Source organism: Candidatus Njordibacter sp. Uisw_039 (assembly GCF_047730075.1).
Classification (GTDB): Bacteria; Pseudomonadota; Gammaproteobacteria; order Pseudomonadales; family Balneatricaceae; genus Njordibacter.
In genome coordinates this window covers 490,606-508,322 of record NZ_CP159831.1, presented here as the reverse complement: position 1 = coordinate 508,322, position 17,717 = coordinate 490,606, and the positions used below count along the sequence as shown (strand labels likewise).

14 protein-coding genes and 2 tRNA genes are annotated in these 17,717 nt (G+C 43.5%); 5 read left to right on the top strand and 11 right to left on the bottom strand.

The window, feature by feature from the left end:
- Positions 1-13 precede the first annotated feature (13 nt).
- The 3 genes from ABXT70_RS02385 to ABXT70_RS02375 form a co-directional block, all read right to left on the bottom strand.
- Complete coding sequence (locus ABXT70_RS02385) at positions 14-1,276, bottom strand: NAD(P)/FAD-dependent oxidoreductase (RefSeq protein ID WP_443641584.1); 1,263 nt, start codon at positions 1,274-1,276, stop codon at positions 14-16.
- Entirely contained in the window at positions 1,257-3,488 is a 2,232-nt protein-coding gene (locus ABXT70_RS02380) for a TRAP transporter permease (RefSeq protein ID WP_443641583.1), read from the bottom strand. The genes ABXT70_RS02385 and ABXT70_RS02380 overlap by 20 nt, the downstream gene beginning before the upstream one ends.
- Positions 3,489-3,590: 102 nt before the next feature.
- On the bottom strand, positions 3,591-4,601 hold the full coding sequence (locus tag ABXT70_RS02375) for a TAXI family TRAP transporter solute-binding subunit (RefSeq protein WP_443641582.1): 1,011 nt from the start codon (positions 4,599-4,601) through the stop codon (positions 3,591-3,593).
- A 184-nt stretch (positions 4,602-4,785) separates the two neighbouring features.
- On the opposite strand from ABXT70_RS02375, the gene ABXT70_RS02370 reads away from it, so the two are divergent.
- Positions 4,786-5,712, top strand: a complete 927-nt coding sequence (locus ABXT70_RS02370; RefSeq protein ID WP_443641581.1) for a LysR family transcriptional regulator — start codon at positions 4,786-4,788, stop codon at positions 5,710-5,712.
- 695 nt (positions 5,713-6,407) lie between these two features.
- On the opposite strand, the gene ABXT70_RS02365 is transcribed toward ABXT70_RS02370, so the two are convergent.
- On the bottom strand, positions 6,408-7,844 hold the full coding sequence (locus ABXT70_RS02365) for a hypothetical protein (protein ID WP_443641580.1): 1,437 nt from the start codon (positions 7,842-7,844) through the stop codon (positions 6,408-6,410).
- Positions 7,845-8,650: 806 nt separating this feature from the next.
- On the opposite strand from ABXT70_RS02365, the gene ABXT70_RS02360 reads away from it, so the two are divergent.
- The gene (locus ABXT70_RS02360) at positions 8,651-9,937 is read left to right on the top strand and encodes a hypothetical protein (RefSeq protein ID WP_443641579.1); all 1,287 of its coding nucleotides are present in this window, start codon (positions 8,651-8,653) and stop codon (positions 9,935-9,937) included.
- A gap of 188 nt (positions 9,938-10,125) precedes the next feature.
- Here the strand turns inward: ABXT70_RS02360 and ABXT70_RS02355 are convergent, their stop codons facing one another.
- The 4 genes from ABXT70_RS02355 to ffh all read right to left on the bottom strand — a co-directional run bounded on the left by ABXT70_RS02355 (position 10,126) and on the right by ffh (position 13,344).
- Positions 10,126-11,523: a tyrosine-type recombinase/integrase gene (locus ABXT70_RS02355; RefSeq protein ID WP_443641578.1), complete on the bottom strand. Its 1,398-nt coding sequence runs from the start codon at positions 11,521-11,523 to the stop codon at positions 10,126-10,128.
- Between the two features lie 112 nt (positions 11,524-11,635).
- Positions 11,636-11,712 (bottom strand) — tRNA-Arg (locus tag ABXT70_RS02350).
- Between the two features lie 8 nt (positions 11,713-11,720).
- Positions 11,721-11,812 (bottom strand) — tRNA-Ser (locus ABXT70_RS02345).
- Between the two features lie 83 nt (positions 11,813-11,895).
- Positions 11,896-13,344, bottom strand: coding sequence for a signal recognition particle protein (gene ffh, locus ABXT70_RS02340; protein WP_443641577.1), 1,449 nt, complete (start codon positions 13,342-13,344; stop codon positions 11,896-11,898).
- Positions 13,345-13,495: 151 nt separating this feature from the next.
- Between ffh and ABXT70_RS02335 the strand changes: the two genes are divergently transcribed.
- Positions 13,496-14,278: a cytochrome C assembly family protein gene (locus ABXT70_RS02335; RefSeq protein WP_443641576.1), complete on the top strand. Its 783-nt coding sequence runs from the start codon at positions 13,496-13,498 to the stop codon at positions 14,276-14,278.
- A gap of 74 nt (positions 14,279-14,352) precedes the next feature.
- Positions 14,353-15,645: an HlyC/CorC family transporter gene (locus ABXT70_RS02330; protein ID WP_443641575.1), complete on the top strand. Its 1,293-nt coding sequence runs from the start codon at positions 14,353-14,355 to the stop codon at positions 15,643-15,645.
- On the opposite strand, the gene ABXT70_RS02325 is transcribed toward ABXT70_RS02330, so the two are convergent.
- Positions 15,642-15,839, bottom strand: a complete 198-nt coding sequence (locus ABXT70_RS02325; protein ID WP_443641574.1) for a DUF1289 domain-containing protein — start codon at positions 15,837-15,839, stop codon at positions 15,642-15,644. The genes ABXT70_RS02330 and ABXT70_RS02325 overlap by 4 nt on opposite strands.
- Before the next feature lie 2 nt (positions 15,840-15,841).
- Entirely contained in the window at positions 15,842-16,435 is a 594-nt protein-coding gene (locus ABXT70_RS02320) for an NUDIX hydrolase (protein ID WP_443641573.1), read from the bottom strand.
- An 87-nt stretch (positions 16,436-16,522) separates the two neighbouring features.
- Here ABXT70_RS02320 and ABXT70_RS02315 point away from each other — a divergent pair, with 87 nt between their 5' ends.
- A complete protein-coding gene (locus tag ABXT70_RS02315; protein ID WP_443641572.1) occupies positions 16,523-17,047 on the top strand; it encodes an NUDIX hydrolase in 525 nt (174 codons plus the stop codon).
- 24 nt (positions 17,048-17,071) lie between these two features.
- Here the strand turns inward: ABXT70_RS02315 and ABXT70_RS02310 are convergent, their stop codons facing one another.
- Positions 17,072-17,710, bottom strand: coding sequence for an MBL fold metallo-hydrolase (locus ABXT70_RS02310; RefSeq protein ID WP_443641571.1), 639 nt, complete (start codon positions 17,708-17,710; stop codon positions 17,072-17,074).
- Positions 17,711-17,717: the final 7 nt, after the last annotated feature.

Below are 17,717 nucleotides of genomic sequence, written 5' to 3'. Positions count from 1 at the left end.
GATTTATAAAAGATTAAAAGCGGTTAAGACGAAAATCGTTTAGCAACTCTTCATCAATCTCCTGCGTTATCGACTTCGCAATTAGTTTTGCTGACTGAGGAGCCATCATCATGCCATAGTGACTGTGCCCAAAAGCGACGTGTAAACCAGCCATCCCTTGCACTTTACCAAGACAAGGCAAGCTATCTGGCAATGATGGGCGTACGCCAACCCATGATTGGAAATTCGATTGACCTAAATCAGGGAACATTTTATTGGCCAAGGTGGCCAAGCCAGCCACTCGCTGAGGGTTAGGAGGCGCATTCTTGTCGTCAAATTCTGCAGTGCCTGCAATACGCAGTCCACCTTCCATTTGTGAAGCCACAAATTTCATATCCGCGTCCATAATGGAGTTGTTTAACTGCATGTCAACATCGGGGTAAGAAATGTGATACCCACGTTCACTTTCCATCAGCACTTTAATGCCCAGGGGGCGCAGTAAATCAGCCGACCAAGCTCCTGCAGCCACCAGTAATTGGCTAGATTGGTGAGCTCTTCCATCATAAAAGCAGTCCCAACCACCACTTACACTGGGCCTAATATTACCGACTTCGCGCTGGATGAACTTACCACCTAAGAGCTGTACTTTATCACTTAAGACCTGTCCCAAACGTCCAGGATTAGTTAGTCGGGCTTGACCTTTGATGACAATTGCAGCGGCAAAATCTGTGGATAACGCCGGTTCTAACTGCCTTAATTGTTGCCTATTGTAGCGCTCTATATCCGCACCATTTTTGATGCGAATTTGGTAGTCCAACCTGTTTAGGTTCGCTTCTTTTTCATTCCGATAGGCATGCACATAGTAGCTATCACGCAGTAAATCTTGAGCTCCTGTATCGGCAAGAAGTTGCTGATATAAAGGAATACAGTCACCTATCAATCTAGCCATAGCTTGAGAGTTTTTTTCTACCTGCGTACGCCGTCCCTGGAGCAAAAACCGAGTGCCCCAATAGGCCATGCGTGGCAAGTAACGCGGTGACACGACTACTGGTCCTAATGGGTCCAATAACCAGCCAGGCACTTTTCGCCACAGACCTGGCATTGATTGAGGCGCCATCGACCAAGGTGAAACAACACCTGCATTACCGTATGAGGCTCCCTGCCCTGGCTCTGCTTTGTCGATTATGATGACTTGAAACCCTTTTTGGAGTAATTCAATTGCTGAGCAAAGGCCAATAATACCAGCGCCAACAATGGTAATATCTCGGCCATCGGGTCTAGCCAAAGTTTGCGACATTTTTAGATTCCTTTTTTAGGGAGAACCATTGCTGGGCGAAAACAAGCCCAATTATACACAGACCTACCAAGTCAGAATTGCCACTTGGCGCCACTAACAACAAGCCACCTACTGCCATTGATAGGCGCCAAACATGGCGCAATGGCGCCATAAAATAAGCGGCTACAGCTGTGGCAATAACAAACACTCCTAGAGCGCAAGTAATAGACACCTGCAAGAATGACCCGAGAGTGAAGTACTCTGGCAACACAATAAGCATGGTCGGTGCATATACAAACACCATGGGTACTATTAATTTACCCAAGCCCAGACTGAATGCACTCATGCCAGTGCGAAATGGATTTGCTCCTGCAATGCCTGCAGCGGCATATGCCGATGCACAAACCGGCGGGGTAATTTCTGAAATAACGCCGTAATAGAGCACAAACATGTGGGTAGCTAAGGGTGGCACACCTAGGTTTGACAGCGCGGGCTGGGCGACAGAAACCAACATAATATAAAGCGCTGTAGTGGGCAGCCCTGCGCCCATTAGAATACAGGCAATGGCAATTAACACTAACGACAAAAACTGTTGTAACGCGCTTTGGGAAAAAGCATCTATGCTCGTCCAGTCCAATAGTGGCGCCAACCAACTGGCCATGTCAGCGGCACTTCCGGTCACCATAAAGCCTAAACGAAAGCCAATACCCGTGGTATTAATAACGCCAACAACAATACCTACCGCTGCACATGCGGCTCCTACGGGGAGAGCATATTGCACACCTACATGGAAGCTATCAAACAAGGCTCGAAAAGTTTGCAGCTTGTTACGATGAAGACAACCAATTAAAGTCAAAGCCGCTAATACACCTGCCACATTTGGGCTGTAGCCCCCCCCAGAATATGGAGATGCTTTCCAAAATATATAAGCCAACAACGCAAAGGGCCCAAGCAGCGTTAGCGGCTTATCTAAGCCACAAAAGCCCACCACAATGCACAGGGCTAAGCCAATAAAGGCAGCCATATTGGGGGAATACCCACTAAATAATACTAGAAGCAAAGCCACTAATGGAATGGCGGTGCGCCAGCCCTGACGCCAAACTTGCACAAATTTAGGCAATTGGTCCTTTGTATAAGTAGACAAGCCTAATCGTTTGGCTGTGTAGTGCACTATAGACATAACACCGATGTAGTGCATCGCGGCAGGAACAATGGCAGCGATCACAATAGTGGTATAGGGGACTTCCAAATACTCGGCCATCAAGAAGCTAGCTGCACCCATGATGGGCGGCGTAATTTGTCCACCGGCACTGGATGCGGCTTCAACGCCACCAGCAAAATGGGCTGGGTAACCCATCTTTTTCATATTAGGAATAGTGAGCGAACCAGTAGAAACGGTGTTCGCAATTGAAGACCCAGAAATAGTGCCAAAAAAGGCAGAGGAAACGACGGAGACCTTGGCTGGGCCACCCGTATATCGACCGGCCAGTATCATGGCATTGTCAACAAAGAATTGTCCTAGGCCCATTCGCTGCGCTACCACACCAAACAACACAAAATGGAATACCACTGTTGAAACAACCCACAAAGTGACCCCAAATATGCCCTCTGAGGGGAAGTACATATTGTTAACAAATTGATACCAATCGACACCTGGATGACGCAAAATTTGAACGGGAATATAAGGCCCTAACAGAGCATATCCTGCGAATACCAAAATGATCATTGGCAACACGAAACCAATGGTACGCCGAGTAATTTCTAACACCGATAGAATCAAGATACTGCCAAGTACCACATCAATTGTACTGGGATTGCCTTGACGCATAGTTTGTTCGGCAATTTGTATTCCGAACACATCAAAACCACGCCAGCTATACCACAAAAATAGCGCTGCAGTGATGGCCAACAGCATAATAGCCCAGTCATACAGAGGCACATTGCCCGGCGCCCACTTAGAAGGGCCTTTATATTGTAATGCTGAAGCTGTTTTTAATAAGGGGAAACCCACAAAGATAAAAAAGAATAAGCCTGTTAAATGGATTCCCATATGTACATAATCTACAGGTGTACCGAATCCTGCAGTCCAAAAATGATAGAGCGCAAATAATAATGTTGCTAGATAAACAAACCGCCTGAAGCTAGGGCCATTATCACGCGTATTTAGGGCGGTATCGTATTTCTTTTCCAGTTCCTCTAGAGCCCTATTATCTATTTTTGTGTCAAGTTGCATGATTGTCAGTTCCAGTGGAGAAGTTCATGAAAAAATGGGCCGCCTTAAAAGGGCGGCCCAAAAAACACATTAAAGCAGCGCTAAGCTTAGGTTAGATTTGAATTAATCTAATAATCCCATTTCACGATAGAAACGCTCCGCACCGGCATGCAATGGCACACCAATACCCGCTACTCCATCCAAAGCGGTTTCAACGGTTATAACCTTGCCCTTAGCATGGCCATTATCAAGCAACTTACGGGCAGTTTTAGACCACATGGCTTTAGTTATTTGATAGATCAACTCTTCATCTTGATTTGCATTGGTCACAAAAATGCCACTTACTGCAACAGTATTTACATCGTAGTTAACACCCGCATAAGTGCCTTTAGGGATGAAGGATGGGATGTAGTAGGGTACAGATTTATTGGCTTGCTTTACTTCGGCATCGGTGAAGGAATACAGCTCCATGCCTTTAGTACTGTCCAACTGGATCATGGCAGCAACTGGGGTGCCCGCTGCGTAAAAGTAAGCATCCAATTGGCCATCAGCTAGGCGTTCCGCACTTTGATTGTTGCCCAACTCAGCTTCGTCGATATTGTCACGGTTTACACCATGATCAGCTATGATCAACTCAACAGCTATTTGAGTGCCAGATCCAGCTTGTGCAATACCGACCCGTTGACCCTTGAGGGCACTCAAGCCAGACAAAGACTTACCCTTTGGCAGCACCAAATGTAGGTCCTCGGGGTATAGGTTAGCAATAATACGCAGGTCTGGTTTGGCATTCCCTTCGTATTTACCTACACCGTTATAAGCATAATGTAAGGTGGCAGCGCCCGACAAACCGGCTTCCATTTGACCAGCCTGGATAGCGTTAACGTTGTGCGCCGAGGCATTGGTAGATTGGGCCATAGCCACTAATCCTGGTACACCACAGTTGCCGCCTTTATCACAGGCACGCGATCCTGGAGGATTGGATATCGCGTTAGCGATGATGCCACCAATGGGGAAGTAAGTGCCTCCAGCACCGCCTGTACCAATGCGGAAGAAGGTCATTTCTTGTGCAGCAACGGAACCACTTAATAGTGTGCACGCCATCGCTACGCCGGTGAGTTGTCGAAATAGTTTCATTTGGATAATCCTCATATTTTTATTTGTAAAACAGTCAATTATCACCGCTGTACACGCTGATTCTGTCTGTGAGTGACATGAATTAATCATGCTGACTAACACTCTAGTGACTATTACACATAAACACCAATCCGAAAAAGTGTTAGTATCAAAGGTTTTATTTATATACAAAATAACGAATATAATGAATATACAACAACTTAAGGTGTTTAGAGAAATCATGAAGAATGGCTCTCTTAGTAGCGCCGCAAAAAGCTTACACCGCTCTCAGCCCGCCATCAGCTCCAGCTTAAAAAACCTTGAGGATAGTCTAGGTATTATTTTGTTTAAACGTGAGGGAAGGCGTTTATTACCTAAGCCGGAAGCCTTCTATTTACTCACGGAAGCTGTGGAGATTTTGGAGCGCTGCCGTACCACTCAGCAAAATCTTTCTTTAATGCGTGATCGAGTGAAAGGTTCAATTCGCATTGCATCTATGCCGGGTCCATCGGAATATTTGCTGCCTAATTTTATCAGCAAATATTTGGAGAGTAAGGCAGACATTAAAATCACTATCTCTACTCACACCACACTACACATTCGCAGCTTAATGGCCTCGCAAACCTATGATATGGGTATTTGTGACATGGATTTTAGTGCTGCAGATAGCAAGCTTTTTAATTGTGTGAATTTAACCTCAGAGTGTATTTGCGCCCTACCCATCGACCACCCTCTGGCAGCTGAAAAAGTCATTACACCGAGTCATTTACATGCTGAACCTATGGGGTCGATACACCCTGACATGGACGTGGTGCGACACATTCAAGCTGCATTTGATGAGCAGAGTGTCCATTTTAATGTACGTTTCACCATGCAGTATTTCATACCTCTGCTTGAGTTCGTAGCGGCTGGCCAAGCCTGTGTGATACTGGATAAATTAAGTGCTCGAAGCTATGCAATTATGCAGCAACAGGCAGCACACGAAAGAGTTGTTTTTCGCCCTTTTTCGCCAGCTACAACCTATGGCTGTAGTATACTAACGCCGCTACATCTGCCTATATCATTAGTTGCAGAAGAGTTTTTGAATAACTGGCAGCAATATGTTCAAGACATTTTAGCCGCGGATATTTAGCTTAGTGAATTTAATGAAACCTTCAAGGACTACTGTTCCTGTTGGGATACACATGGACCATTACATTAGCCCACTACCATTCCCCAGTGTCCGTATCCAATATCCACGCCTATCCTTTCCTCATAAATACACGGACTAAGCAACAAGTCATGATTATGAGATATAGGCATCCACAGTAAACGCCTACCATTGGGTAGTGGCATAAGAGATATTATAGAGAGTAATAACGTGATGGATCGGCTTACTGTAGGGTAAACTAACAAGCCACAGAAACAGCCTGAAACGATCTAATAGGTAGACCTAGTTCAGCTAGAAAGCCAATAGGGTATTAGGGTAAAAAATAAAACAAAAGACGGTCTATCTGACGGTTCCGTTATTTATAATAACGAAAAATGTCTTATAAAACAGCGCCTTATAAAATAAAATGGCGCGCCCGAGAGGATTCATACTATGATAATGGGTTGTCATGCCTGTATAACCTATATGATACGTACTGTATGGAAAGTATAGCACATGTGTTTTTATTATAAAATTAACAATGTGATAACAATGTGATAGTACCTAAAGAGGCTAGCGATCTATAACTAGCCTGTTGTAACAGCCCCACCCCACCCCAAAATAGCCACGGGGGGAGGGGAAATTAGTTCATCAGCAAGGGGGTATCTGCCCAGATACATTAGAGGGTGCCTTTATACCTACCTCTCACCTAAGTCATGGTCTTTCCATGACTGCAAAAACTTACCCATAATACTGTCATCATCAAGTTCCCTGTTTAATTTCCCCTCTGTTCTCTCTACAACACCTCGCTTACCTAGCTTCTCTAGAAATACTGTCTCCATTACTTCCACTAGCCTATCAGCATGCTGATACTGCACAATAAAAGAGTCATGAATTGGTAAGCAGGTAATGTTTTCACGTAACAATATAAGCAAAATCTGCTGTGCAATTTGACTATCAAGGTTCTGAATAAATTGGCCACCTCCTGCCAGAATTTTATCAAAGATAAGAGGGTGTGTTTGCTTTAAGAGATTCATCATGTGGTCATGATCCAACCCACCTAATACTTTTTTATCCTTTGCTTTGAGCTTATAGACTTTGTCCTCATCATTCAGAAGAGCATTCACAAACTCCTTAATCACGCCTCTTCTTGGGTCATCTTTCTTCTTCCAGTTGTCCAACCCAAAATCATATGCATCTAAATCATCGGGGTATTCAATATTACTTTGTGCATACAACATCCGAAGTGACATGTTACAAAAGTCTACCTCAACAGTTCTTACTCCATCTATCAGAATGTACCTCCTATAACCAGACAATATGTTCTGCCACCAGCCACGATAAAAGCGCCCTCCCTTATCAAAAGAACCTCTAGAAAAAGAGCGGACTAGCTGTGTCTGGAAGAAATCAACGCATCGGTACTTTTTGTGCTCTTCATTCTTTGCCTGTTCCTCCTCTAACTCTGCCAGCTCTCGGTCACTTAATGCTAGGGTTATACAGTGACGCACTAAGTAGCTGTTAATTCCGTACAGAACAGATCTGTGCATTTTAATGCTGTCAGTTTCCTTAAACTCTAATGGCTTTGTTTTGGTCACTCCCTTTTTGTTGCGCTTAGGCCTGTTATTCTCATCCCTTACGGCATCCGACAAGCGGACTAATGACTCACCTGGGAGCTGCACAGCCGGCTGCCACACATAGCCTACTTCTTTAAATACCTTTGCTAGGCGGCCTGCTGGGTGCATTAGTGTGTGATGTATCCTTACCTCATGATCAGTCACGTCAACCCAACCCAAGGACTTCAAACATTCAAATACTCTTGTTACATAGTTGTACGAATACCTAATCTTTGAATCAGTTTGAATGCCTCTATCTTTTTTGTCGTAGTCACCTTTCCCTCTAGGCACACTCACTTTATATTGGTTACCTGCAACTCGTATCTGTGCTTGATAAAGTGCAGATATAAAGTGTGTTGCTATCGACCTAAGATCCATATTTCTTTTCGCAGGGTTAGCACCTCTAGATGACAATTCCTTCCCAACATATGTCTTGATAGCATAACAAGACAACTCCTCTATCAATGGCTCTAGTGCAGAGCTTTTCAGCACCGGAAACCAATCGAACCTCTTATCGTCCATAACCACCTCGCTCAAACCCAACAGGGTAAATTAGACTCTTGTACGAACTTGTTCTACCTAATAAGGACAACACAAAAACAACTTAGAACACGTCATATGATATTTATAATTAATTGAATAAAACAATAAACAATAGTAGTTCTGGTTTCTGGACTTCGACCTATATAGCACTTAACAGGAAGGCTTTTCATAATGATTATTGTTAATAGTCTTCTGTTAAGAACTATATAGTGCAGCTTGCACAACCATATTGATTGTTACGACTAAAAGGCCTTGCTACCAAACAGGTGTTACTTTAAGCACATGTTATTGATAGTTATTAACCATTTATTGAACAAGCCACCAATTATCATGATATGTCTTATGATCAGGACACTTAGTCGTAACCAATCTGTTGTTATTATTTAAGCATATGTTCAATGCAAGGGTTTAAAAAAAATAGAAAAATCATCAGGTTAACTAGCCCAATAACTACCTTTATTCTAAGATCCTGAGAGGTCGTCAGAGGGGCTTAACTCCAAAGGTATAGAAGAGTATTATACTATATTCAACTCTTCTTATACACTACTAAATAGGCTCCCAGAGGCATCTTCTTAGGCATACACTTGGCTAGTTATGATTGCTTACCAAGTACCCCTAGTCATCTGGTTAGAGGAGTATAAAATCAGAAATATTCATAAAGACTTATGTATATTTTTTAAGTAATATTATTATATAGATTTTGTAAACTATAAGAGTAAATTATGTTCAAGCCCTGCACTAGAGCGATATGTTTATTAACCTTAGCGTTAATGGCACCCCACGCAATGTCCCAAGACATATCAGGTTGGTCTGATAAGACTGTTTGTCGTTTAGTTAAAAGTAATGGCAGCGCAGACTATCTAGAGGAAGCTGCTAGTCGCAATCTTGGTTGCAAGGCATCAATTAAAGTTTCTAAAGCCAAACCCATATCTGATGAGATAACAATCGATAGTGGTGATGTCAAACTCTGGTCAGGCCACTCACAAATTCCAGAGGATTACAGACCTAATCTCGCAACTGTCCGTGAGCATTTTCTTAGATACAACAAACGTGGCGCTCCACGCGATGAGAGGTTTGCTTCAAAGCCATCTGAAAGTCCAATGGTGCTTGATTTTGATAAGAAATCATCACCGATTATTCAAAAAGAGTTACAGAGAACTTTTCTAGCTAGTTACATAATGTATGAAAAGGGAAAAGTCGTTATTGATGAAAAGTCACCTGACGGAAGACTTGGAGATTTATTTGACGACCAGACTCTTCTGTACAGTATGTCATTGGGTAAGAGCCTTGGCGGTTATTTAATGGGTCATGCAATCTGTAAGGGTTACATAAAATCTGTCGACCAAAAGCTATCTGATTGGCCTTTAGTCAGCAATACTTTACTGGCGGATATTACTGTTCGCGATGTTTTAAATTCAACCATGGGTGACCAAAAATATCGAAGTATGAGGCCTGAATACTTTAAATCGACTAAGAGAGACCCTGGTGATGTGGATATTTATGAGATAGCTTCTGGAGAATTGAGAAACAGTAAGCCTGCCAAGAAAATTTTTAGCTATGGCCAATTTCCTGCAAATGTCGCTTGGAATTATATTTCTTTCAAAACTAATCATAAATTCAAAGATTTTTTGGACGATATAATGCAAAACTATATCGGTTTAAAAAATACGCTAAAAGTTAATGCTGGCAGTAATCTAGAGAAGTATGGTCAGTTACAATCAAACTTTAAAGCAACTCGCTATGATACTCTGAGAATAGGAATTGCAATCCTTCAGGATTGGAAAGATGACACTTGTGTCGGAAAGTTTCTAAAAGACATCTATAAGTCTCGAGTAAAAAAGGGTAAAAATAACATGGGCGATGGCTTCTCAACTTCTTATGCTGGTTTCTTTCATACGAACTATCCGAATACAAGAGATACAGTTATGGGGATGGATGGCTATGGAGGAATCGCTCTGCTCATAAATTTTGATGATGACCGGATTATCTACACTCACGCTGTGCAAAGAAATTACAATTATAAGAAAATCGTTATGAAAGCAGTAAGAGATGGTAAATTTTCTAAATGGTAAATAATTCGTTCAATCTTATATTGATTTTGGCGTCTGTCACAGTGTCGTCACAGGTTATCTCATCAACTGTCACGACACCTGATTCATTTTCTTCTGGGTCAACTTTGAGCGCAGCCCAGATGGGTGCAAATTTCTCAGTAGTACGTTAAAAAATAGATAAACGACCCAGACCATGTCTATATAGGAAACTAAACACCCTGCCTTACCCACGCCAAAGACTCAAGTAAATACCTATGCTTAATCTTCAAATCTGATGGGCTACCATAGTTCTTGCTGACATCTTTTTGCCAGCCCATTAGTTCCTTACGGACATCTTCTGGACATTCAACATCCCTCAGGCGTGTCTGCATAGTGTGTCGAAACGAATGCATAGTCTTACGCTCATCAATAATAGTGGATAGTCGTTTGTTCAATGCATTAGACGCAACATCATTCTTAACCTTGCCTTTAATCTGATCAATATATCGAGGGAATAGCACCTTATTCTTTACCTTCGCTACAGCTATTGTTGCAGCATCCAAGGCACCTCCAGCTAGAGGGATGAAGCGTGTACTATTTTTTGTCTTCAGCCTGCGAAATGAATTTCTATGGATGTTTAAGTATGGAATGTCTACATCCAAAACAATATCATCTGCCATCAGGCCAACACATTCAGACACTCGCACTCCAGTATCCATTACAATCCTGATGATAAGTGCAAGGTCAGATTTATCTCCTGCTAGTTTTTTCCTAATGTCATCCAGTTCAGAAACACTAAAGTCTGGCCGTTCTGTCGCATCTTCCCCTGCATTGGGTATATCAAAGTTTTTAAATGGATGACCTTTATCATCATCAATATCGTGATAATCTGAAACTGTATTCAATGCAGCCCTCACATTTTGGAGCCTTCTCTTTATTGTGGCTGATGACCAATTTAGCTCCTGCATCCCTTGAATAATATCTCTAACATCAGCTTTGTAATAATCACAAGGTCGTCGATCACCCATCAAACTAATCAGAACTTCAAAGGATTTTTGAACCCCTTGAGAGAATTTTTTATCATCCGCCCTGCCTTTTATTTTGATGTATTCTTCACAGTAATCAGATGCCACAAGTTGTATACGATCATGCACACGACCATATGCAATCTTTAAATCTGTGGGCAATACAGACTCCACAGTTTGATGGAGATCATCTCCAGACAACCCATTAAACACAACATCTGTTTTAACTTTGTCAGGTAACTGTTCAAATATACTTTCGTTAAAGTCTTGCTTACCTTCAGCCAAACCACGCCCAAACCGATTCAATCCGAATGGCTTTAATACTTCCTCTACAGACGTATTCACTTCATCTGAGACAGACAAAGGCAAACCCTGGTGGAGGCGTTCCCAGTCTTTTTCAACTTGAGTATTAATTCTCACAAGGATGGCAACAGCCAACTTAGGGTCAGTCGTGCCCGTGGTTTTGACACAGAAGGTTTTACCATCATAGTGTGACTCCAAACCCTTGGGTATGCGTCTACGATAGTAAATAGTCTTACCTGATGATGGGCGATGAGCGTATTTCATAACGATTGAATACAGACCTAAATCAATTTTGACCATTAGAGTATACTCCAATCGACAAAGCGTCTAGATGTGATAGTCAATGTGATAACGATTACTAAAGGATTAACGACATAAGCCGTTGATTTGCATGCAATTTCAGTAGAAGAAATGGCGCGCCCGAGAGGATTCGAACCTCTGACCGCTCGGTTCGTAGCCGAGTACTCTATCCAGCTGAGCTACGGGCGCTCAAAAAATGGCGGAGAGGGTGGGATTCGAACCCACGGTACCAGTATAAAGGTACGGTTCCTTAGCAGGGAACTGGTTTAAGCCACTCACCCACCTCTCCGCAGAGAGCGCGTATATTACCCTAACCTTTTGGGAAATAAAAGCCTTAAGTTTCAATTATTTTGAATGGTTTTTTTGCCAGTGTTATTTCTTGCCAAAGGGAAAACCACCACCTAATCCCGGCAGTCCACCAGGCATCCCAGGAGGCATTCCTGGTGGCATACCTCCAGCTCCACCACCCATGCCAGGAGGCATTTGCCCTTGCATGCCACGCATCATTTTTTGCATGCCACCTTTGCCCGACATTTTCTTCATCATCTTGGCCATCTGCTTATGCTGCTTAATTAAGCGATTGATGTCTTGGATCTGTGTACCACTCCCTGAGGCGATACGGCGCTTGCGGGAACCATTAAGGGTGTCTGGTAGCGCACGTTCTTTTGGTGTCATGGAATTAATAATGGATTCCATTTGATCAAAGTTCTTTTCTGCACCTGCGCTTGAAGCGGCTTGCGCCATACTGCCCATGCCAGGCATTTTGTCTAGTAGCCCTGCCATGCCCCCCATATTTTTCATTTGTTGAAGTTGGTCACGGAAATCTTCTAAGTCGAAGCCTTTGCCTTTTTTGATCTTTTTGGCGAGCTTCTCTGCCTTGGCCTTATCTACTTTTTGCTCTACTTCTTCGATGAGAGAAAGTACATCACCCATCCCCAAGATTCGTGAAGCAATACGATCTGGATGGAAAGGTTCTAAGGCCTCAACCTTCTCACCCACACCTAAGAACTTAATAGGTTTGCCCGTAATATGACGTACAGAAAGTGCCGCACCACCGCGGGCATCACCATCAGTTTTACTCAGTACAACACCCGTTAGGGGCAATGCTTCGTTAAAAGCTTTTGCTGTGTTGGCTGCGTCTTGGCCAGTCATGGCGTCGACTACAAATAGTGTTTCGACAGGCTCTACAGTGGCATGAAGGGCTTTCACCTCGTCCATCATATCTGCATCTACGTGCATACGACCTGCCGTATCAACAATCACCACATCGTAATGCTGTTGACGTGCATGGTTAATCGCTTTTTCAGCAATAGCTACGGGTTTTTCCATAACGGTGCTTGGAAAGAAGTGAGCACCCACTTCTTCGGAAAGAGTTTGTAGCTGTTTGATGGCCGCTGGACGATAGATGTCTACACTAACCAGCATGACTGATTTCTTCTTTTTTTCAATGAGAAACTTAGCTAGCTTGGCAGCAGAAGTAGTTTTACCTGCTCCTTGCAGACCTGCCATAAGGATAACGGCAGGAGGCTGAACCGCCAGATTAAGATCTTCATTGGCCGTGCCCATGATCGATTCCAGCTCTTGCTGGACAATTTTCACAAACACTTGGCCTGGGCTTAAGCTGCGGCTAACCTCTGTACCTACGGCACGAATTTTAACCTGCTCAATAAACGCTTTAACCACCGGCAAGGCAACGTCGGCTTCCAATAGCGCCATACGTACTTCGCGTAGCGTCCCTTTAATATTGTCTTCTGTTAGGCGCGCTTGGCCACGGATGTGTTGTAACGTTTTGCCTAAGCGATCGGTTAAATTGTCAAACATGTAAGTCTCTGTGATACGCCAAATTATTGACCCTAGTATACCCTCGCTATCCATCTTTGGCGCTTAGTTTTAGTCTTTTTTCACATCAAGTCTAGGCATAGCTGCCTTGCTTGATTATGATGGGGCGACTAATTGGACAAAAATAATCACCATGATTTCTTTAATAGCTGGTCTCAGCGCTATATTTTTATACTTACTTAGCGCTTGGACTCAAAATAATGCACCATCTAAAATAGTCTCCAAAAGAGGCTACTCCCTTAGCCTCGCCGCATGGATGCTGCAGGGTTTTCATTTATATCTTCATCTATTTACCCAAGCCGGTCTTTTGTTAGATTTAGGTGCTACCTTATCGTTGACGGCATGGGCTGTTATTGGGGTCATTCTAATCAGCAGTTTACGCAAACCTGTGTCTAGTTTACTTGTGTTTGCTGCGCCAATTGCTGCCATCGCCATTGCGGTAGATACTGTGAGCGTGCCTGATTTTGAAGGTCGTCAATTTTCTCCTGGTATATTGTTACACATTGTCACCTCTATTTTAGGCTATGCCTTATTTGCAGTTGCTGCCTGTCAGTCTGTGTTGCTTATTTACCAAAACCGCCACTTAAAACAACACCAATCATCGCGTTTGGTTGCAAACCTACCGCCCTTGCAAACCATGGAAAGTCTTTTATTTGAAGTACTAGCTGCTGGCCAAGTTTTCTTAAGCATAGCTTTGTTGACGGGATTCTTATTTTTAGACGATCTATGGGCCCAACATGTGGTTCATAAAACCATCTTAAGCCTTGTGGCATGGTTTATTTTTACTATTCTTCTTTTGGGCCACTACCGTTTAGGCTGGCGTGGACGCACTGCAATACGTTGGACTTTGTGGGGCTTTGCTAACCTTGTTGTTGCCTTTTTCGGCACTAAATTGGTTTTGGAATTTCTGTTATAACGCCTAAGCACTTGACATGAGCTGCCTCAAGCATAAGAATTGAGGACCATAACTGATACGAGGTTAAACCCGCCTTGAGCGAAATTCCTTTAAGCTATTTATTTACGAGCTTAGCATTCCTTATTTTATTGTCGGCATTTTTTTCCAGTTCCGAAACTGGCATGATGTCTCTCAACCGTTACCGTCTGCGCCATCTGGTTAAACAAAAACATCGTGGCGCTATGCGTGCGAGTAAGCTTCTGGATCGTCCAGACCGACTTATTGGCGTCATCCTCATTGGCAACAATTTTGTAAATATATTGGCATCTGCAATTGCCACTATGATTGCGTTACGTCTTGCTGGTGAGTTTCTAGACGCTGGTGTTGCCGTAGCAATAGCAACAGCTGTGCTTACCATGGTGATCCTTATTTTTGCAGAGGTAACACCAAAAACGGTGGCCGCCATTAAGCCTGAACAAGTGGCATTTCCTGCCTCTTTGATCCTATCGCCTCTGCTTAAATTACTGTATCCATTTGTATGGGTGGTAAACACCATTTGTAATGGCCTACTGCGCATGCTCGGTTTTAATGCCGCAGCCAAAGTCAGCGACCACCTCAGCTCTGAAGAGTTACGTACCATCGTACATGAAGCGGGCGCACTAATTCCCCGCCGCAACCAATCTATGTTATTAAGCATTTTGGATCTAGATACCGTTACTGTGGAAGACATCATGATTCCTCGTAGCGAAATAGTTGGCATTGATATTGATGAGGACATTAAAGCTATCTTGAATACCATCAGTCACAGCCCTCATACTCGGTTACCTTTGTACCAAGAAGAGCTTAATAATGTGGTGGGCATTGTACACGTGAGGCAAATACTTCCTCTTATGCATGCCGAAAACCCTACTAAAGAAGACTTTTTAGCACTGGCTCGAGAGCCCTACTTCGTGCCAGAAAGTACGCCTCTGAACACTCAATTGCTGAACTTTCAAAAGCGTAAACATTGGGTGGCTTTGGTGGTGGATGAATATGGTGATATCCAAGGTCTAACTACCCTAGAAGATATTTTAGAAGAAATTGTGGGCGACATGGCCGAAGAACAAGACCTTGAGAACGAAGACATTCATCCACAAGAAGATGGTTCGTTTTTTATTGATGGCACCACGACAGTGCGTGACATCAATAAAGCCCTTGCCTGGACTCTACCAATTGATGGGCCCAAGACTCTTAATGGATTGATCACCGAAAGGCTAGAGGAAATCCCTCAGTTTAACGTGTGTTTAAAAATGGGTGAATACCACCTAGAAACCGTGCAGATTAGAGACAACTTCATTAAAACTGTGCGTTTACGTCGTGTAGAAGTCTCTGCAGAAGAGGTGCATTAAGTATTTACAATGGTTACAAATGGGCTAGCTAGCTCACGCTCACGCACCTTGGCTAGCACCTTTTTTCGACCTTCGTTATCCAATCGCATCCAAGCAGTAATTTCTTCCCCAGACCGATAACAGCCCTGACAAATATCGTGATCATCTAGATAACATATATTAACGCAGGGTGAAGCAATGGTTTTTCCTGACACTATCAAACATCCTTTGGGTGGGTGTATAGATCAATGCGCGCATCGTAAACCAAATTGACAAATTCAGCCAGAATAAAGGCGGTCATACCCCATATTCGATACTCATCATAATAGAAACTAGGCACCTGTTTAACCCCCACAACTATTGGCAAGGCATCCATCACCGGCTTGGCATCAATAAAAAAGCGCAGCGGCACGGTGAATATTCGGTCCAACTCGCCCAAATTAGGTATAAGGTGGTCAACTACTGCGACAGGCACAACGCCAACAACAGGCGTCACCACGAACCCTTGCCTCGATAGCACCTGTCCCATCTGTCCAACCACTGTCACTGCTTCTGGTTTAAGTGCCACTTCTTCATAAGCTTCCCGCAGTGCAGTCGCCACTAGGTCTGCATCATCATGCTCTGCCTTACCACCCGGAAAAGCAATCTGACCTTTATGAGTAGGCATGTGTTTTGCTCGCCGAGTTAGTATCACCTCTGGGTTGTCTTCATCGTCAGTGATAGCCAACAACACGGCAGCAGGTGTTTGTAACTCTGCAGTAAGTGTTCTAGGCCGATGTTGGGCTAATTTTTGGGCAATAAACTGATGCATTAGGTTAGATTGTCAATTCTTGTTTCTAGTAGAGTGCGTTTATCTTACAATAAACAGACTATTTAAGTGAGAGATCTACAACATACCATGAAATATTGCAGCCACTGTAGTGCCCTAGTGAGCTTTATCGTGCCTCAGGGTGACAACCGCCGTCGCTATGTGTGTGACAAGTGCGAATTCATTTTTTACGAAAATCCTCGTATTATAGCTGGCTGCATTCCTGTGTTTGAAGACAAGGTTTTACTGTGTAAACGGGCCATAGAACCACGACTAGGGTATTGGACCTTACCTGCAGGCTTCATGGAAAATGGTGAAACCACACAGCAAGCAGCCCTTAGGGAAACTTATGAAGAGGCCTACGCAAAACCTCAATTAGGGCCCTTATTTAGTGTATGTAACCTATCCAAAGGCAATCAAGTTCACATATATTACCTCGCAGAAATGACTGTAGCCGAGTATGAATCTGGCCCAGAGAGTTTAGAAGTAGAACTCTATGACGAAGCTGATATCCCTTGGGATGACATTGCTTTTGGCACAGTAACCCAAACATTAAAACGTTTTTTTGAAGATCGAAAAAAAGGTGTTAAGCAACTTCATCACATTGATTTCTAAAATCAAAACCTAAGCAGTCCTTAATTACCCCTGCAGGTAAGGATTGCTTCGACGCTCGGAGCCAATGGTGGACATTGGTCCATGGCCTGGCACAAATTTCACAGTATCTTGGAGCACTAGCAATTTCGTTTTGATCGCATCAATTAACGTAGCATGATCACCTTGAGGGAAGTCGGTGCGCCCTATAGAACCCTGGAACAGCACATCGCCCACAAACAACAACCCCTGACCTTGATGATGAAACACTACATGACCAGGGGTATGGCCGGGACAATGTAATACATCTAAGGTTTGATTACCCACGGTAACTTGATCTCCCTGATGCAGCCAACGTGCAGGCACAAAAGGTTTGGCCTCTGGGAACTGGAACATACGACTTTGATCGGCTAGACCATCTATCCAAAACTGATCCCCTTCGTGGGGGCCAATAATTGGCAAGCTCTTTTCTTCAGACAATTGTCCTGCCGCGCCTGCATGATCGATGTGAGCGTGGGTCAACAGAATTTGCTTGAGTTCTACTCCATGGACAGATACTCGGTCTAACAAGCGCGGTAACTCGCCACCTGGATCAACCAACGCAGCTTCCATGGTCTCATCACACCAGACTAAGCTACAGTTTTGCTGAAACTGTGTGACTGGAATGATTTCAAATAGTAATGCCATAATTAAC

Coding starts and splice junctions, on each gene's coding strand:
- ABXT70_RS02385 (WP_443641584.1), bottom strand. CDS start 1,276: ATGTCGCAAACTTTGGCTAGACCCGATGGCCGAGATATTACCATTGTT.
- ABXT70_RS02380 (WP_443641583.1), bottom strand. CDS start 3,488: ATGCAACTTGACACAAAAATAGATAATAGGGCTCTAGAGGAACTGGAA.
- ABXT70_RS02375 (WP_443641582.1), bottom strand. CDS start 4,601: ATGAAACTATTTCGACAACTCACCGGCGTAGCGATGGCGTGCACACTA.
- ABXT70_RS02370 (WP_443641581.1), top strand. CDS start 4,786: ATGAATATACAACAACTTAAGGTGTTTAGAGAAATCATGAAGAATGGC.
- ABXT70_RS02365 (WP_443641580.1), bottom strand. CDS start 7,844: ATGGACGATAAGAGGTTCGATTGGTTTCCGGTGCTGAAAAGCTCTGCA.
- ABXT70_RS02360 (WP_443641579.1), top strand. CDS start 8,651: ATGTCCCAAGACATATCAGGTTGGTCTGATAAGACTGTTTGTCGTTTA.
- ABXT70_RS02355 (WP_443641578.1), bottom strand. CDS start 11,523: ATGGTCAAAATTGATTTAGGTCTGTATTCAATCGTTATGAAATACGCT.
- ffh (WP_443641577.1), bottom strand. CDS start 13,344: ATGTTTGACAATTTAACCGATCGCTTAGGCAAAACGTTACAACACATC.
- ABXT70_RS02335 (WP_443641576.1), top strand. CDS start 13,496: ATGATTTCTTTAATAGCTGGTCTCAGCGCTATATTTTTATACTTACTT.
- ABXT70_RS02320 (WP_443641573.1), bottom strand. CDS start 16,435: ATGCATCAGTTTATTGCCCAAAAATTAGCCCAACATCGGCCTAGAACA.
- ABXT70_RS02315 (WP_443641572.1), top strand. CDS start 16,523: ATGAAATATTGCAGCCACTGTAGTGCCCTAGTGAGCTTTATCGTGCCT.
- ABXT70_RS02310 (WP_443641571.1), bottom strand. CDS start 17,710: ATGGCATTACTATTTGAAATCATTCCAGTCACACAGTTTCAGCAAAAC.